Source organism: Azospirillum himalayense, from assembly GCF_042657465.1.
Lineage (GTDB): Bacteria > Pseudomonadota > Alphaproteobacteria > Azospirillales > Azospirillaceae > Azospirillum > Azospirillum himalayense.
This window is the reverse complement of record NZ_JBHSLC010000021.1, coordinates 419613-436430: the sequence shown is the minus strand read 5'-3', so window position 1 is coordinate 436430 and position 16818 is coordinate 419613. Positions and strand designations below refer to the sequence as shown.

Sequence of the window (16818 nt, the reverse complement as noted above, 5' to 3'; positions counted from 1 at the left end):
TGCCTCGTCCGCCCGCCTCGGCTTCTTTTCGGAACAATCAGGGGTTCGACGCAGGGGCGACGCGGCATCGCGAAGCCCCTATCCTTCTGACAATAAAGCAGTTTACCGGCGCCCCAACTGGGGTCCATTGGCAAATAGTCGAATGGGCGGAGCGTTCTGCTGGACGACGGGAACCGATTCATTGCGAACGGCTTCAATTCACCCGCGGCAGCACAGCCTTTTCGATCCGCGGCCAGAGATGCGAGACGGAGCGCCGGTACTCCTCGCGCAGCACGCCCATCCCGGCGAAGCGCTCGGGGATCGGCGCGTCGAGCAGCTCGGCCATGTCGGCCCCGGCCTCCGCCCGCTCGCGCAGACTCCGGTCGAGCCACGTCAGCCAGTCGCGGGTCTGGGCGATGGCCGCCCTGCTGGCCGCCGTGTCGGTTCGGATGCGCCCGTGGTTCGGCACCAGAACCGTCACGTCCAGCGCGTCCAGGGCATTCAGCGCCGCCAGCCATTGGCCGATGTCGGCGTGCGGCGTCGTCGGCGTGCGGTCTGAGAAGACGACTCCGCCGGCGAACAGAACGCCCGTCGTCTCGTCCAGGATGGCGAGGTCGGCGGCGGTGTGCCCCTCCAGCGGGATCAGCCGCAGCCGGTGCGCGCCGAAGACGACGGTGGAACCGTAGACCGTCTCGGTCGGGACCAGCGGCTCGGTGCCGCGCATCCAGTCGCCGACGAGGCGGTACATGTTCTCGGTCATCCCCTGCCCTTCGGTCTTGATGCCCTCGATGGTGCCGGGGAGTGCGGCGATGGGCACGTCGGCGAAGGCGCGGTTGCCCAGCCAATAGTCGGGGTGCAGGTTGCTGACGAAGACCTTGCGGATCGGCTTGTCGGTGACCGTGGCGATGGCGGCGCGCATCTCCTCGCCGAAGCGGCGCGACGGGCCGGTCTGGATCACGATCACCCCGCCGTCGGTCACGATGAAGCCGGGATTGAGGATGTTGCCGCCGTTGGTGCGGGTGAAATGCTCCCGCGTGCCCTCGAAGACCCAAGTGTCCGGGGCGATGGTGACGGGCTTCAGGTGATAGCTCAGCGGGCCGGCGGCCCAGCCGGGCGCGGCGGAGACGACCAGCAGGAGAAGGGCGACGAGCGCTCTCATGGCAGCGCTCCCTGGACCCAGGGGAGTGGAATGGCCGCCTTGACCTCGCCGCCCTGGTTGTCGCGCCCGTCGAGCGTCAGGCTGCGCGCACCCGCTCCAGGCTGCACCTCCAGCGTGAAGACGGGGTTCTCCGACAATGGCTCCGCCGTCTGGAGCCGGGCCAGCGCCCGCCCGTCGGCGTCGCGCAGGGTCAGCGCCTCGATGAAATAGGCCGGGATGCCGGCGACCAGCCCGGTGTCCATGGGATGGCGGACGAGGAAGCGCACGCGCGTCGCCTTGTCCTCTCCGGCCGGCGCCCAGGCGCGGCCCTGCACCTCCCCCACATGGTCGGCCCAGTCGGCGGCGGCGTAGGTCGCGGGCGGCGCGGTGCAGCCGCCGCCCGCCGCGTCGAGCAGCTTGCCGCCGATGTGCCAGACGCCGTCCGGCGTGCGGGCGGCGGCGCGCAGCGGTGTGGCCTGCTGCACCTTGAAGCGCGTGGCGATCACCGGCTTCGCCGCCAGCGGCTGGAAGCGCAGGATGACCGGGAAAGGGTTGAGGTCGGCGAACAGCACCATCTCCTCCACCGCGCCCAGCGCCGTGGCATCGGCCATCACCGGCACGGCGGCGGCGTTCTCGGCGTTGTCGGGGGCGGTGACGGTCACACGGTCGTCGAACTGCACGGGGGCCGTTCCGAACAGCTCCGGCCGCAGCACGTCCCACATGACGGAGGCCAGCGGGTCGGCGGGGTCCGGCGGGCCGGCCAGGGCGGGGCCGGAGAGCGCGGCCAGGAGCGCCGCGGCGGCGAGATGGCGGTTCATGGCGGTTTTCCCCCTCCCTTGCGTCGTTGTTCTTGCGCACCCTTCTGCCCCCACCCTGACCCTCCCCCGCTTCGCAGGGGAGGGAATCAAGCTCCTCCCCCTGCGAAGCGGGGGGAGGTTGGGAGGGGGGCAAGCGTCGTCACTCCACCGGAATCGCGTTGTGCGTCACCCCATGCTTCCGGAAGATCTCCGGCAGCGTCCCGTCCTCCAGCATCGCGGTCACCGCGTCGCCCACCGCGTAGGCGAGGTCGCGGGAGTTCTCCTTCACCGCCATGCCGATGTCCCAGTTCGACGCCATCATGCCGGGGAAGGTCACCGGTGTGATCGGGAAGCCGGTGGCGCGCTCGCCCAGCGCGGCTTCCACCTGGCTCTGCGTCGCGACGACGGCGGCGACGTCGCCCTTGACCAGGGCCTCGACCGCCTCGGGGATCGTCATGTAATGGACCAACCGGTCGCGCAGCCGCCCGCCGAAGGCTCCCAGCAGGTAGAAGTCGGGGATGCTGTCGATCTCCACCCCCACCGGCTCGTCGGGCAGAGAGGCCAGCATCGGCTGGGTCATGCGCATCGGGTTGCGCGCCAGCGCGAAGCCCTCGCGCTGGTAGGGGCCGAACAGCACGGCCTCCGGGTTGCGCAGCCCGAACTCCTTCTGATAGGGCACATGCATCATCACGTCGGCCACGCCGCCCCCGACGACCGGGCCGCGCCACACCGCGTTGCGCAGGTCGTCCGACACGGCCTCCCCGGCGGTCAGCTCCATGAACTCGACGCCGACGCCCAGCCGCCCGGCGATGGCGCGGGCAATGTCCACGTCCACGCCGACCAGGGCGCCGCCCTTGCGGTGGGAGAAGGGCGGGTTGTCGCGGTAGACCGCGACCATCAGCCGCCCGGCGGCCACCACGTCGTCCAACGGGCGCGCGCCGGCGCGCCGGGGGAGGACCCCGGCGGCCAGCGCGGCGGCGGCGAAGGACAGCAGCTGGCGCCGCGTCGGAAGCCCCGTCATTCCAAACGCATTCATTCCTCGTGCACCGTCTCCAGCCACGACCGGATGGCCCACAGCGCCTCCTGACCCAGCGCCTCGCCGAAGCGCGGCATGTAGGTGACGCCGTTGCGGATGGAACCGTTGATCACCCGCTCCTTGAACCACTCGTCGCCGGTGTCGCCCTTGTCCAGAAAGCGCAGGTCCGGGGCGATGCCGCCCGACACCGCGCCCAGCCCATGGCAACGCGCGCAGTTCTGGTTGAAGGCGGAGGACCCGATCTCGATTGCCCGCGGGTTGCCGCGGTAGGGGTTCGCGTCGCGCCAGTCCTCGCCCAGCTTGTCGAGGCCGGTGGTGTCCACCGCCTGGGGGGTCACGTCACCATGGGCGAAGGCCGCCGTGGGGACAACCGTGGAGGCGACGGCGGCCGCGCCGGTCAGGAAACCGGCCATCGCAAGCCGGAGAAGCCGTGCGTTCATAAGGGGCGTCCTCATTCAGAAAAATGCGAAGGGAGCGTTGTCCGTTGCCCCGGAGCATAGCGGGCGGTCCGTGCCGCCAATAATTGGACTTTGGTAGCAACCGTGCGTCGAGCCCGCCGTGATCGGACCGAACCGCAATTTTCCGACCGCGCAATCGTACCAAAGTTGCATTCCGGGACGCCGCCCGGCGGGGATACCCTGGTCTCCCGAAACCAGGCGAGTGCAAACCCGCGATGCGTTTCAGCCTTTGGTTACCCTCCTTGATGCAGATCGCCTTGCTGGCCGGCGGGCTTTGCGCCTCGCCGGCCGCCTTTTCGCAGGAGGCGGCGCCCGCGGACATTTCCACCGTCCGCATCGCCTACCTGACGCAGGAGGTCGAGCATCCCCCCGCCCTGTCCAACCTCGACGAACCGCCCGCCGACGAAGGATTGGCCGGCGCCACCCTCGCCGTGGCCGACAACAATTCCACGGGCCGCTTCCTGAAGCAGCGCTTCGCGCTGGAGGCGGTGACCGTCCCCATCGACGGCGACCCGGCGCAGGCGTTGCGCGACCTCGCCGCCGCCGGACACCGCATCGTCGTGCTGGACCTGCCCGGCGAGACGCCCGGAGCGCTGGCCCGCCTGCCAGAGGCGGCGAACCTGCTGCTGTTCAATGCCGGCTCGACCGACGACAGCCTGCGCAACGCGCTGTGCGCGCCCAACCTGCTGCACACGGCCCCCGACCGCGCCATGCTGGCCGACGCGCTGGCCCAGTATCTGGCGGTCAAGCGCTGGACGAAGTGGCTGCTGATCGTCGGCACCCGACCGGAGGACCGGCTCTACGCCGCCGCGGTGAAGCGGGCGGCCAAGCGCTTCGGCGCCGAGGTGGTCGAGGAGAAGACCTGGAGCGAGGACCACGACGCCCGCCGCACCGCCCAAGCCGAAATGCCGGTCTTCACCCAGGGCAAGCGCCACGACGTGGTAATCGTCGCCGACGAGATCGGCGATTTCGGCGACTACGTGCTGTACCGCACCTGGGAGCCGCGCCCGGTCGCCGGCACGCAGGGCCTCGTCCCCACCAACTGGCACCGCGCCCACGAGGCCTGGGGGGCGGCGCAGCTCCAGTCCCGCTTCAAGGCCGCCGCCCAGCGCGTCATGTCGCCCCGCGACCACGCCGTCTGGGCGGCCATCCGCGCGGTGGGCGAGGCGGCGACCCGCACCCGCTCCACCGATCCGGCGGCGCTGGCCACCCACATCCGCGGGCCGGATTTCACGCTGGCCGCCTTCAAGGGCGTGCCGCTGTCCTTCCGCAGCTGGGACGGGCAGTTGCGCCAGCCGGTGCTTCTCGCCGCCGACCGCTCGCTGGTGTCCGTCTCGCCGCAGGACGGCTTCCTGCACCCCAGGACCGAACTCGACACGCTGGGCCACGACCAGCCCGAAACAGGCTGCCGTCGCTGATATTTCCCAATCATTTCCGCCAAGAGGACGCCGCCCCGATGACCACCGCCCGCTCCCTTCTCCTCGCCGCGCTGCTGGCCGGCTGCGCCGTTCCTGCTTTGGCGGAGACCGTCTATGTCTCGAACGAGAAGGACAACACCCTGTCCATCATCGACGGCGCGACCCTGACGGTGACGGAGACGGTGAAGGTCGGGCGGCGCCCCCGCGGCATCACGCTGAGCGCGGACGGCAAGCACCTGTACATCTGCGCCAGCGACGACGACACGGTGCAGGTGATGGACCTTGCGACGAAGAAGATCCTGCACAACCTGCCCTCGGGCGAGGACCCGGAGCTGTTCGCCCTGCATCCCGACGGCAAGCACCTGTTCATCGCCAACGAGGAGAGCAACGTCGTCACCATCGTGGACGTGCCCAGCCGCAAAGTCGCCTATCAGGTGGATGTCGGCGTGGAGCCGGAGGGCATGGCGGTCAGCCCCGACGGCAAATGGGCGGTGAACACGTCGGAGACGACGAACATGGTCCATTGGATCGACACCGAGAAGCGTGCCGTCGTCGACAACACGCTGGTCGACGCCCGCCCGCGCTACGCCCAATTCAGCAAGGACGGCGGCCGCCTGTGGGTGTCGGCGGAGATCGGCGGCACCCTGTCGGTGATCGACACGGCCAGCCGCAAGGTGGCGCAGACCATCCGCTTCAAGATCAAGGGCGTGCCCCAGGACCGCATCCAGCCGGTGGGCATCAAGCTGACCGACGACGGGCGCTACGCCTTCGTGGCGCTCGGCCCGGCCAACCATGTCGCGGTGGTGGACGCCCAGACCTTCGCGGTGAAGGACTATCTGCTGGTCGGCCGCCGCGTCTGGCAGCTCGACCTGTCGCCCGACCAGAAGCGGCTCTACGCCACCAACGGCGTGTCGGGCGACGTGTCGGTGATCGACGTGGACAGCCTGAAGGTCGTCAAGTCGATCAAGGTCGGCCGCTACCCCTGGGGCGTCGCGGTGAAGGGCTGAGCGGGTGAAAGGGTAAGGGCATGGCGGAACCGGCGCTGTCGGTCGAGGGGCTGAGCTACGCCTACGGGCGCGGGACCTTCGCGCTGAAGGACGTGTCGCTGGCGGTCGGGGCGGGGTCCTTCACCGCCTTGCTCGGCCCCAACGGGGCGGGCAAGACGACGCTGTTCGCGCTGATCACCCGACTGTTCGAATCGCCGGGCGGCACCATCCGCATCGGCGGCATCGACCTGCGGCGGGAGCCGGCCAGGGCGTTGGGCCGCATGGGGGTGGTGTTCCAGCAGCCGACCCTCGACCTCGACCTGACGGTGCGGCAGAACCTGCTCTACTTCGCCGCCCTGCACGGCATCCCCCGCCGCACCGCCGAGGCGCGGGCGCGGGAGTCGCTGGAGCGGCTGGGCATGGCGGAGCGCATCGGCGAGACGGTGCGGGCGCTGAACGGCGGCCACCGGCGCCGGGTGGAGTTGGCCCGCGCCCTGCTGCACGAGCCGGCCCTTCTGGTGCTGGACGAGCCGACCGTCGGGCTGGACGTCCCGGCGCGGCGCGCCATCGTCGAGCATGTCCATGGGCTGTGTCGGGAACGCGGCATCGCTGTGCTCTGGGCCACCCACCTGATCGACGAGATCGGCGAGGGCGACCGCGTGGTGGTGATCCACCGCGGTCGGGTTCGCGCCGCCGGGCCGGTGACGGAGGTGAACCGCGCGACCGGAGCGGACACGCTGACCGAGAGCTTCACCCGGCTGACCGCGAAGGAGGCGGCGTGACGGCCCCTGCTCACTACGTCCTTGCACTCGGCGGGATCGTCGGGCGCGAGGTGCTGCGCTTCGTCCACCAGCGGGAGCGCTTCCTGTCGGCGCTGGTCCGCCCGCTGCTCTGGCTGTTCGTCTTCGCGGCGGGCTTCCGCGCGGCGCTGGGCATCGCCATCACCCCGCCCTACGAGACTTACATCCCTTACGAGGTCTACATCGTCCCCGGCCTCGCCGGAATGGTGCAGCTGTTCAACGGGATGCAAAGCTCGCTGTCGATGGTCTACGACCGCGAGATGGGCAGCATGCGGATGCTGCTGGTCAGCCCCCTGCCCCGCTGGTTCCTGCTGACGGCGAAGCTGCTGGCCGGGACGGCGGTGTCGATCCTCCAGGTCTACGCCTTCCTCGCCGTCGCCTGGGTCTACGGGGTGCAGGCGCCGCCGCTCGGCTACCTCACGGTCCTGCCGGCGCTGGTGGTCAGCGGGCTGATGCTGGGCGCGCTGGGGATGCTGCTGTCCTCGGCCATCCGGCAGCTGGAGAATTTCGCCGGCGTGATGAACTTCGTCATCTTCCCGACCTTCTTCCTGTCCACCGCGCTCTATCCGCTGTGGAAGATGCAGGAGGCGGGGGAGCTTCTGTATTTTCTGTGCACCGTCAACCCGTTCAGCCAGGCGGTCGAGCTGATCCGCTTCGCGCTGTATCTGGACGTGAACCTGCCGGCGCTGGGCTGGACGGTTCTGGCGCTGGCCCTGTTCCTGGGCGGCGCGGTCTACGGCTACAACCCGGCGCAGGGCTTCCTGGCGCGGAAGACGGGCGGGGAGTAGGAGGCCCCCCTCACAGGAGGCTGCCGAAGCCGTTGGTGATCGGATAGCGCCGCTCGCGGCCGAACTGCCGCCGGGTGATCTTCGGGCCGGGAGGCGCCTGCCGGCGCTTGTATTCGGCCGAATGCAGCATGCCCCAGACCGCGTTCACCACCTCCGGCGCGTGGCCGCGGGCGACGATCTCCGCGACGCCCAGGTCCTCCTCGATCAGGCAGCGCAGGATGTCGTCCAGCGCCTCGTAGGGCGGCAGCGTGTCCTGGTCGGTCTGGCCCGGCCTCAGCTCCGCGGTCGGGGCCTTGACGAGCACCCGCTCCGGCACGACGCGGCCGGCCGGGCCGAGCGCGCCCTCCGGCACCTGCGCGTTGCGCCAGCGCGCCAGCGCGTAGACCGTCGTCTTGTAGACGTCCTTCAGAACGGCGAAGCCGCCGCACAGGTCGCCGTAGAGCGTGGCGTAGCCGACCGACATCTCCGACTTGTTGCCGGTGGACAGCACCATCGGGCCGAACTTGTTCGACAGCGCCATCAGCGTGACGCCGCGGGCCCGCGCCTGGATGTTCTCCTCGGTCACGTCCGGGTCGCGCCCGGCGAAGGCCGGCCGCAGCATGCGCTCGAACGCCTCCATCGCCGGCAGGATGGAAACGGTGTCGAGCCGGCAGCCCAGCAGCTCCGCCGACTCCGCGGCGTCCTCCTGGCTCTCCGGCGCGGTGTGGGGCGACGGCATCATCACGCCATGCACCCGCCCGGCGCCCAGCGCGTCCACCGCGATGGCCGCCGCCAGCGCCGAGTCGATGCCGCCCGACAGACCGAGGATCACACCGGGGAAGCGGTTCTTGGCCACATAGTCGCGCAAGCCCAGCACCAGCGCGGCGTAGACCGACTCCAGCTCGTCGGGCGGGGCGACGCACTCCGTGTCGGCGCAGTTCCACACATCGTCCTCGCCGCGCTCCCAGCGGGTGATCAGCAGATGCTCGGCGAAGGCGGGGGCCTGCGCGACCAGCCGGCAATCGGCGCCCAGCGCGAAGCTGGCGCCGTCGAAGACCAGCTCGTCCTGCCCGCCCACCTGGTTGACGTAGAGCAGCGGCAGGCCGGACTCGGTGACCCGCCGGACGGCGAGCTGCACGCGCTGGTCGTGCTTGCCCAGCTCGAACGGGCTGCCGTTGGGGACCACCAGGATCTCCGCCCCGCTTTCCGCCAGCGTCTCGATCACGTCGGTGGACCACATGTCCTCGCAGATCGGAACGCCCAGCCGCACGCCGCGGACGTTGATCGGGCCGGGCAGCGGACCGGGGACGAAGACGCGCTTCTCGTCGAAGACGCCGTAGTTCGGCAGGTCCACCTTGAAGCGGATCGCCGCGATCCGCCCGCCGTCGAGCAGCAGGGCGGCGTTGTGGCGCTTGTCGCCGTCGCGCCAGGGCGCGCCGACCAGCAGCGCCGGGCCGCCGTCCGCCGTCTCGGCGGCGAGTTCACGCACCGCCTGCTCCACCACGTCCAGGAAGAAGGGTTTCAGCACCAGATCCTCCGGCGGGTAGCCGGTCACCGCCAGCTCCGGGCAGACCATCAGGTCGGCGCCGCGCGCGGCGGCCTCCGCCCGCGCGTTGCGGATGCGGTCGATGTTGGCGGTGATGGCGCCGACGGTCGGGTTGATCTGGGCCAGCGCGATGGAAAGGCGGTCGGTCATGGCGGCGTCGTCCGGTGAAGCGGCGGATCGGCGACACCGTAACAGCCGGAGGCCGGAGGCGGAAGCGGCGCACGGCCACAGCGGAACCGCACCACCGCACGCTGTGTTGCCGGAAGGACAGGATTCCAACAGAAGGATGAGCGGTCATGCAGAAGTCCGGGCAGGGTTCCGGTGCCACGACCTCCGTCTGGATGGACCGCGGCGGGGCGGCGATGCCCGCCGGGACGGTCGCCCCGACCGCCGCGGGGCTGGGCGCCCTGCGACCCGACGTGATCATCGTCGGAGCGGGCATCGCCGGGGTGACCACGGCCTATCTGCTCCAGCGCTCCGGCAAGTCGGTGCTGCTGCTGGACGACGGGCCGCCGGGCGGCGGCGAGACCGGGCGCACCACGGCGCATCTCTCCAACGTCATCGACGACCGCTTCACCGAGATGGAGCGGCTGCACAGCGAGTCCGGCGCCCGCATGGCGGCGGACAGCCACGGCGCCGCCATCGACACCATCGAACGGATCGCCCGCGAGGAAGGCATCAATTGCGGCTTCGCCCGGCTCGACGGCTATCTGATGCTGGCGCCGGGGCAGGACCCCGCCGGGCTGGACCGCGAGCGCGACGCCGCCCGCCGCGCCGGGCTGGACGATGTGGAGCGGCTGGACGCCCCGCCCATCCGGCATCCCGGCCCCTGCCTGCGCTTCCCCCGGCAGGCGCGCGTCCACGCGCTGGACTATCTGGCCGGGCTGACCCGCGCCTTCCTGGCGCGCGGCGGCGCGCTGTCCACCGGGGCGCACGTCTCCACGATCCGGCAGGACGGGGAGCGCGTGCGCGTCGAGGCCGGGCCGGACCACGCGCTGGTCGAGGCCGACGCGGTGGTCGTCGCCACCAACTCCCCGATCAGCGACCGCTTCGCCATCCATTCCAAGCAGGCGCCCCACCGCACCTACGCCATTTCCGTCCGCATGCCGAAGGCCAGCGTGCCCGACGCCCTCTATTGGGACACACTCGACACCTATCACTATGTGCGGCTCCAGCCGGAGGCCGACCACGACCGGCTGATCGTCGGCGGCGAGGATCACAAGACCGGCGAGGCCCGCGACATGGCCGAGCGCTGGGCCGCTCTGGAAGCCTGGACGCGCGCGCATTTTCCCCAGGCCGGGGCGGTCGAGCACCGCTGGTCCGGGCAGGTGATGGAGCCCTTCGACGGGCTGGCCTTCATCGGCCCCGACCCGGCCTATGGCGGGCGGGTCTTCGTCGCGACCGGCGACAGCGGCATGGGCATGACCCACGGCACCATCGCCGGGCTGGTCCTGTGCGAACTGATCCACGGCAGCGGCAGCCCGTGGGCCGCGCTGTACGACCCCGGCCGCAAGATGACCAACAAGCTCGGCACCTATCTGCGGGAGAATCTGGACGTGGCCCGCCACTTCCTGCCCTACGTCCAGGGGCCGGAACTGGAGGGGGAGGACCGCATCGAGCCCGGACAGGGCGCGGTCCTGAAATCGGGCGTCTGGCCCGTCGCCGTCTTCCGCGACGAGTCGGGGGCGCTGCACCGCCGCTCGGCCATCTGCCCCCATCTGAAATGCGTGGTGCGCTGGAATCCCGGCGAGCGGAGCTGGGACTGTCCCTGCCACGGCTCCCGCTTCGCCGTGGACGGGACGGTTCTGAACGGCCCGGCCACCCAGCCCCTCGCGCCCATGGAGGACTCCGCAAGCAAAAACTGATAAAATCCTTCGAAATCGAAGAGTTTCGACCGGGCGTTGCAGGAGCCCCGCGACGAATTAACCTGTGGTAAAGGACTCCGGTACGATCATACCCTTACGGCGAAACGATCACGCGCGGGAGGCGGCGATGTATTACTCGGAAATGTCCGGACCGACAGGGACGACCAGCACGGTCCTGCAACAGGCGAACAACGCCAAGAAGGCAACCGAGAGCAAGGCCGCGGACGGCGCCAAGGCCGCCGCCACCACCGCCGACGCCGCGACTCCCGCGAAAAGCGCCAGCCCGGCCTACACGATCAGCCAGTCGATGGAAAACCTGCTCGACAGCCTGTCCGGCAAGAAGCCGGCGGCGGGTGCCGACGGCGCGAACGCCGGTGCTGCGGGCGATGCGGCCGGCGGTAGCAAGACCGGCGCCCAGGCCATGGCCGACCGGGCCAAGGAAGCCGAGCGGATCATGAGCAACGCCCTGGAGCAGTCCAAGGGGCTCGCCGGCCTGTTCGAGAAGGCCATCGACAACATGGCCGGCGACCTCGGCAGCCTGCTCGGCGGGCTGGGCATGTCGGACGACGACGTGAAGGGCGCCGTCGGCGATTTCGGCAGCGCCATGAAGGACAAGCTGAAGTCCATGGACTTCAGCCAGATGGGCATGAGCATGGAGGAAGCCCGGTCCCAGTGGTCCATCGAGTCCCGGGGCATGGAGCTGACCATCCAGGACGGCGACAAGTCGGTCCGCATCTCCTTCGCCAAGTCCACCCTGGACTTCACCCGCGAGGACCGCGGCCTGTCGGCCACGCTGAACGCGGACGGTTCGGGCAGCGCCATGTTCTCCGCCACATCGACCAAGGTGTCCGGAAAGGCCACCGGGATGATCGTCCGCTCTGAGGGCTTCAGCGACGACGAGATCAAGGGCGTTCTGGAGAAGCTGAACGGCATGGCCGCGAAGGGCGGGATGAGCGGCCTCGGCGCGCTGACCCCGACCAAGAGCGCCGATGGCGTGATGCACCTGAACCTGGACCTGTCGCAGCCCATCGCCGGCCTGACCGACGGCAGCAGCGCCAAGGGGGCCGCCGCGGCGGACACGTCCCAGAAGGTCGACATCACGGCGTGAGGAGGAGCGGGCCGTTTTCCCGGAAGGGGCGCCCGCAAAAGGGGTGCGATCTGTGATAACGGGGGCCGGCGCTTGCCGTCGAGCCGGCTCCCTGTATAGAAGCGGCTTTCGCTGTTTCGGAGATTCGCTTCCCCATGACCGACCGCCCCACGACCGACCGCAACGCCGTTCTGGCCGCGAACCGGGCTTTCTACCAAGCCTTCACCGGGCGTGACTTTTCCGCCATGGACCGGCTGTGGGCCTCCCGCCTGCCCGTGTCCTGCATCCATCCCGGCTGGACCATCCTGTTCGGCCGGGAGGCGGTTGTGTCGAGCTGGCAGGACGTGCTGCGTTCCCCCCGCGGCCCGGCGGTGCAGGCGCGCAATGAACGCGTCAGCCTGTACGGCGACACCGCCGTCGTCCTCTGCGAGGAGATCGTGGGAGACGCCGTTCTGGTCGCGACCAACCTCTTCGCGCGCGAGGACGGCGAGTGGCGGCTGGCCCACCACCAGGCCGGACCGGTCGCCGAACCCGCTTCGCAGATCCTGACGCCGCCCGACCGCCTGCCGCCCGGCGGCCTGCTGCACTGACCGCGGCCCCTCTTCCTCCCCGCGCGTTCAGCGGCGCTCCGCCGCCCTCTCCAGCTGCCAGATCAGATCGCCCACCACCCGGTCGGCGGTGATCCGCTCGGGGTCGCTGTTGGTCAGAGCCACCGCGGCCCAGCGGTGGGCGCGTGAGAAGGCGATGTAGGCGTTGAAGCCGCCGGTGGAACCGGAATGCCAGAGGATCGGCGTGCCGTCCGCCGCCCAGGCGACGAACCAGCCCAGCGCCATCGCCCCCTGCCCCAGCGCCCCCGGATCGCGCAGCGCCCGCCCGTCCACCTGGACCGACTGGGCGAGCGCCAGGGTCGCGGCGGTTTCGCCGTCGCAGGCGGCCTTGCCCAGGCCGGTGCAGTCGCCCATGTTGGCGCGCAGCCAGCGCAGCAGGTCGTCGGCGGTGGAATAGAGGCCGAAGGAGGGCTGCATGGCCGGCGCCTCCCAATCGGGCACCACCTGCCCGCGGGCGTGGCCCACCGCCTTGCGGGCGCGCTGCCCGGCCGTGGGCGTCAGGGTGGTGTCGGTCATGCCGAAACGGTCGGTGACCACCCGCTTCAGCAGCGTCTCGTAGGGAATGCCCGACGCGGTGGACAGCGCCTCCCCCAGCACCGCCATGCCGACGTTGGAGTAGCGGAAGCGCGTGCCCGGCGGCACTGTCAGGCTGAAGCCGGACAGCCATGCCCCCACCTCCTCCCGCGTCAGCGGCTTGTAGGGGTTGCGCGGGTCCTCCAGCCGGCTCCAGGAGAAGCGCGGCGTCTCCGGCACGTTGGGCAGCCCCGCCGTGTGGGTGGCGAGGTCGAGCAGGCGGATCGGCGTGCCGTCGAAGTCGGGGGCGTGGACCGGCTTGGGCAGATGGCGGGCCAGCGGGTCGGTCGGGGCGACGCGCCCGGCGCGGATCAGTTCCGCCAGAATGGTGCCGGTGAAGGGCTTGGTCAGCGAGGCGATCTGGAACAGGGTCCGCCCGTCCGGCGGGCCACCATCGGGCCGCCCGCTGTCGCCGCGCCCGACGACGAGGCTGCGCCCGTCGCGGATCACCCCGACCACGATGCTGCCCGCCCCCGCCTCCTCGAGACGGCGATCAGCCAACGCCGTCACCGCCTCCCGCAGACGGTCCGGGGGCACCGCGTCCGCCGGGGCCGGGGCCGTCGCCCAGACGGTGAGCGCAAGAAACGACACGACACCGAGCACCGGCCCCCGCATCCCCACCCTCCGTCATCGGCGCGCGGAATGGACGCGCTGAGGGAAGAGTGGGAAGCGGTCCCGCCCGGCGGTACGCCCGCGGACGGACATCACGCCAACGGAGCAGACCGCGCCGGGCGGGTTAGACCGGTGAGGCCCGACCCACCCGGCCGAAATTTGCCCGGTGGAAATTTACTCGGTGGGAACTTCCGCCAGCGGCGGGCGGCGGTCCTTGACGATGGTCAGCGGCACATCGTCGGCGGCGACCTCGATGATCGGCTGGCCGCCCAGCAGGCTTGGGCACTGCTTGACCTGGGTGAAGGCCATGAAGAAATCGGCCTTGCGCCAGTCCAGCCCGGTGCCGTTGACCAGCTTCAGCCAGGGCGGCAGCTCGAAGCGCACGGCCAGCGTGTTGCCGCAGACCGACAAGGTGTACTGGCGCGGCGGCGCCTTGCCGCCATTCTCGCGCTCCACCAGGGCGACCAGTTCGGCCAGCGCCTCGTGCTGGGAGTTTCCCCAGTAATCCAGCTCGAACCGGCCTTCGGCGCCCTTCAGCCCGCCGGTGAACTGGTTGTAGTAGACGTACTGGTTCGGGTGCATGGCGCCGAGCTGCCACGCGTACAGCACGGCCACCGCGATGGCCGCCGCCCCGTACGCCTGCCCCGTACGCCGGCCCAGCGCCTCGGCCCCGCACCACAGCCGGTCGAAGGCGATGCCGGCCAGCACCGCCATCGGCGGCGCCACGAACAGGAAATGGCGGATGCCGTTGTAGACGGACGGGCGCATCAGCATGAACAGGATCACCGGCAGGAAGGCCGCCAGCGCCAGCGGCACCCAGCGCACCGCGCCAAAGGCGCCGTCGACGCTCCGCCAGCCGCCGCGCACCACCCACAGGGCAGCCAGCACCACCGCGGCCAGGGTGCCCAGCAGCACCGCCTCCGGCAGCTTCACCCCCAGATAGACCGGCAGGTAGAGCGCCGGCGGGGCGGCGGAACTGACCATCCGCCCCATGAACAGCGTCTGGATGTCGATGGGGAAGTGCGAGACGACGCGCAGCGCCTCCAGCGGATTCAACGGCTTCTGCACCGCCCAGGGCCAGAACAGCGCCATCACCGCATAGGCCAGCGGAATGGCCGGCAGCAGGGGCGGCACGGAGCGCCGAACGACGCCGAACGCCGGCCGCAGCCCGCCCCGCCACGCCACCAGCACCACATAGAGCGCCAGCGCCACCGCGAGGTAGAAGCCGGCCAGCACCCCACCCACCCGGATCGACAGGGTCAGGCCCAGCGCCAGCCCGAACTTCAGCACGGCGCTGCGGCGCGGGGCCGGCATCTGGCCGATGATGCGGGTGGCGAAATAGAGCGTCCACACCATACCCGCGGCGAAGGGCACGTCCTTTGTGTTGTTGAACATGGCGCCGTAATAGACGCCGGACAGCGCCAGCAGCGCCGCCGCCAGGAAGCCCGCCCGCGGCCCGGCCAGCAGCCGGGCGTAGCGCCAGCAGCCGGCGATGCCCAGCACCCCGACCAACGCGCAGAGCAGGTGGCGCGTCTCGTACTCCTCGAACGGCGAGATCGGGACCACCAGGGCGGTCACCAGGTCGAACAGCCCGCCATACAGGTACAGGTCCTTGAAATGGAAGGCCGACCGGTCGGTGAAGCCGGACAGGTAGAAGGACAGCAGCTTCTTGCCGTAGATGTGCTGCACCTCCTCGTCGGTGCTGATCCCGTAGTTCCGGAAGGTCAGCGCGGCGAGGATGATCAGGCACAGCAGAAGCGCGCGCGCCATGTCGTCCCACAGGGCGCCGGCGCGGCGTTGCGACAGGGCGCCCGCCGGGGGCGTGGCCCCGAGGGGATTAAGGCCGAGCGGCGGCATCAGGCTCATGAAAGGCGGTCCTCGCTTCCGGGCCGGCGCCAAGCGCCTGCATTGGCCCCCGGATTGGCCGCTGGACTGGATGCCGGAGCGGCAGCCTCGTCCGCGAAGCCGTGCGCGGAACGGACGATGTAGAGGGGGCGCCCCTTCACCTCGTTGAACACGCGGCCCAGATAGTCGCCGAGGACCCCCAGCGTGACGAGCTGGATGCCGCCCATGAACAGCACCGCGGCCAGCAGCGATTCATAGCCGGGCACGTCGATGCCGTAGATCAGGGTGCGCAGCAGGCGCAGCAGGATGTAGACGAAGGCGAAGCCGGAGATCGCCATGCCCACCAGGCTCCACACCCGCAGCGGGAAGGTGGAGAAGGCGGTCAGCCCGTCGAAGGACAGGCTGAGCAGCTTCAGGAAGCCCCATTTGGTGTCGCCGCCGGCGCGCTCCCCCTGCTGGTAGGGGATGCTGGCCTGACGGAAGCCGACCCAGGCGAAGATGCCCTTCATGAAGCGCGTGCGTTCGGGCATGCGGTTGATGACGTCGACCACCCGGCGGTCCATCAGCCGGAAGTCGCCGACCTCGCGCGGCAGCTTGACCTCCGACAGGTTGTCGAAGATCCAGTAGAAGGCGCGGGCGAACACCCGGTGCTTCAGGCTCTGCCCCACCCGCGCGTGGCGCACGGCGACGACCACGTCGTAGCCCTCGCGCCATTTGGCGAGGAATTGCGGCAGCAATTCCGGCGGGTGCTGGAGGTCGGCGTCCATCGGCACCACGGCGTCGCCGGTGGTGTGGCGCAGCCCCGCCGACAGGGCCAACTCCTTGCCGAAATTGCGCGACAGGTCGACCACCTTGACCCGCGGGTCGGCGTCGTGGACGTCCAGCAGGCGGTCGAGCGTGTCGTCGCGGCTGCCGTCGTTGACGCAGACCACCTCCCACTCCGCGTCCAGCCGGTCGAGCACGGGCACCAGCCGCTCGAACAGCGCCGCGATGTTGGGGCCTTCGTTGTAGAAGGGGATCACCACCGACAGGCGCCCCCGCTTCGTGCGGGCGGAGCGCGACGGCTTCGGGGCGGAAGCGGCGTCACCGGTGATAGGGGTGGGAGCGGTGTTGGCGGAAGCCGCCAGAGTGGGCGCGTCGGTCGTTGGCGCGTCGGTCAGGGACATGGCCGGCCGTTGGGTCAGATGATCACGAGCCGGGTCGGAAGGGTCCAGGCCGGCGTCCCCGGCGGGGCGCTTCGCCCTTTGGCATATAGCACGATACATGTGGATGAGCAAAACGCCTCTATTGTGACCATCCACGG

The 16818-nt window shown here is 70.5% G+C and carries 15 protein-coding genes; 7 read left to right on the top strand and 8 right to left on the bottom strand.

Annotation, left to right across the window (positions count from 1 at the left end):
* Positions 1-193: 193 nt before the first annotated feature.
* The 4 genes from ACFPMG_RS14000 to pedF form a co-directional block, all read right to left on the bottom strand.
* Positions 194-1138, bottom strand: coding sequence for a quinoprotein relay system zinc metallohydrolase 1 (locus tag ACFPMG_RS14000; protein WP_376995703.1), 945 nt, complete (start codon positions 1136-1138; stop codon positions 194-196).
* Entirely contained in the window at positions 1135-1935 is an 801-nt protein-coding gene (locus ACFPMG_RS13995; protein ID WP_376995702.1) for a quinoprotein dehydrogenase-associated SoxYZ-like carrier, read from the bottom strand. The genes ACFPMG_RS14000 and ACFPMG_RS13995 overlap by 4 nt, the downstream gene beginning before the upstream one ends.
* Positions 1936-2074: 139 nt before the next feature.
* Complete coding sequence (locus ACFPMG_RS13990; RefSeq protein ID WP_376995701.1) at positions 2075-2935, bottom strand: substrate-binding periplasmic protein; 861 nt, start codon at positions 2933-2935, stop codon at positions 2075-2077.
* Between the two features lie 11 nt (positions 2936-2946).
* On the bottom strand, positions 2947-3390 hold the full coding sequence (pedF, locus tag ACFPMG_RS13985) for a cytochrome c-550 PedF (RefSeq protein WP_237902988.1): 444 nt from the start codon (positions 3388-3390) through the stop codon (positions 2947-2949).
* Positions 3391-3653: 263 nt separating this feature from the next.
* Here pedF and ACFPMG_RS13980 point away from each other — a divergent pair, with 263 nt between their 5' ends.
* From ACFPMG_RS13980 to ACFPMG_RS13965, 4 genes are read left to right on the top strand one after another with little or no spacing between them, the layout of a single operon-like run.
* Positions 3654-4826 carry an ABC transporter substrate-binding protein gene (locus ACFPMG_RS13980; RefSeq protein ID WP_376995700.1) on the top strand — a complete coding sequence of 391 codons (1173 nt, stop codon included), beginning with the start codon at positions 3654-3656 and terminating at the stop codon, positions 4824-4826.
* 38 nt (positions 4827-4864) lie between these two features.
* Positions 4865-5833 carry a YVTN family beta-propeller repeat protein gene (locus ACFPMG_RS13975; protein WP_114857618.1) on the top strand — a complete coding sequence of 323 codons (969 nt, stop codon included), beginning with the start codon at positions 4865-4867 and terminating at the stop codon, positions 5831-5833.
* 20 nt (positions 5834-5853) lie between these two features.
* Positions 5854-6594, top strand: a complete 741-nt coding sequence (locus ACFPMG_RS13970; protein ID WP_376995699.1) for an ABC transporter ATP-binding protein — start codon at positions 5854-5856, stop codon at positions 6592-6594.
* Positions 6591-7400: an ABC transporter permease gene (locus tag ACFPMG_RS13965; protein ID WP_376995698.1), complete on the top strand. Its 810-nt coding sequence runs from the start codon at positions 6591-6593 to the stop codon at positions 7398-7400. The genes ACFPMG_RS13970 and ACFPMG_RS13965 overlap by 4 nt, the downstream gene beginning before the upstream one ends.
* Before the next feature lie 10 nt (positions 7401-7410).
* Here the strand turns inward: ACFPMG_RS13965 and ACFPMG_RS13960 are convergent, their stop codons facing one another.
* On the bottom strand, positions 7411-9075 hold the full coding sequence (locus tag ACFPMG_RS13960) for an NAD+ synthase (protein ID WP_376995697.1): 1665 nt from the start codon (positions 9073-9075) through the stop codon (positions 7411-7413).
* Between the two features lie 146 nt (positions 9076-9221).
* On the opposite strand from ACFPMG_RS13960, the gene ACFPMG_RS13955 reads away from it, so the two are divergent.
* From ACFPMG_RS13955 to ACFPMG_RS13945, 3 genes are all read left to right on the top strand, one after another.
* Complete coding sequence (locus ACFPMG_RS13955; protein WP_376995696.1) at positions 9222-10790, top strand: FAD-dependent oxidoreductase; 1569 nt, start codon at positions 9222-9224, stop codon at positions 10788-10790.
* Between the two features lie 127 nt (positions 10791-10917).
* A complete protein-coding gene (locus tag ACFPMG_RS13950) occupies positions 10918-11898 on the top strand; it encodes a hypothetical protein (protein WP_376995695.1) in 981 nt (326 codons plus the stop codon).
* Between the two features lie 134 nt (positions 11899-12032).
* Positions 12033-12467 carry a nuclear transport factor 2 family protein gene (locus ACFPMG_RS13945; RefSeq protein ID WP_376995693.1) on the top strand — a complete coding sequence of 145 codons (435 nt, stop codon included), beginning with the start codon at positions 12033-12035 and terminating at the stop codon, positions 12465-12467.
* A 27-nt stretch (positions 12468-12494) separates the two neighbouring features.
* On the opposite strand, the gene ACFPMG_RS13940 is transcribed toward ACFPMG_RS13945, so the two are convergent.
* The 3 genes from ACFPMG_RS13940 to ACFPMG_RS13930 all read right to left on the bottom strand — a co-directional run bounded on the left by ACFPMG_RS13940 (position 12495) and on the right by ACFPMG_RS13930 (position 16681).
* Complete coding sequence (locus ACFPMG_RS13940) at positions 12495-13673, bottom strand: serine hydrolase domain-containing protein (RefSeq protein ID WP_376995692.1); 1179 nt, start codon at positions 13671-13673, stop codon at positions 12495-12497.
* A gap of 171 nt (positions 13674-13844) precedes the next feature.
* Positions 13845-15536 (bottom strand): glycosyltransferase family 39 protein, encoded by a 1692-nt coding sequence (locus ACFPMG_RS13935; RefSeq protein ID WP_376995690.1) that lies wholly within the window; start codon positions 15534-15536, stop codon positions 13845-13847.
* Positions 15533-16681, bottom strand: a complete 1149-nt coding sequence (locus ACFPMG_RS13930) for a glycosyltransferase family 2 protein (protein ID WP_376995689.1) — start codon at positions 16679-16681, stop codon at positions 15533-15535. Before ACFPMG_RS13930 ends, ACFPMG_RS13935 begins: the two co-directional genes overlap by 4 nt.
* Positions 16682-16818: the final 137 nt, after the last annotated feature.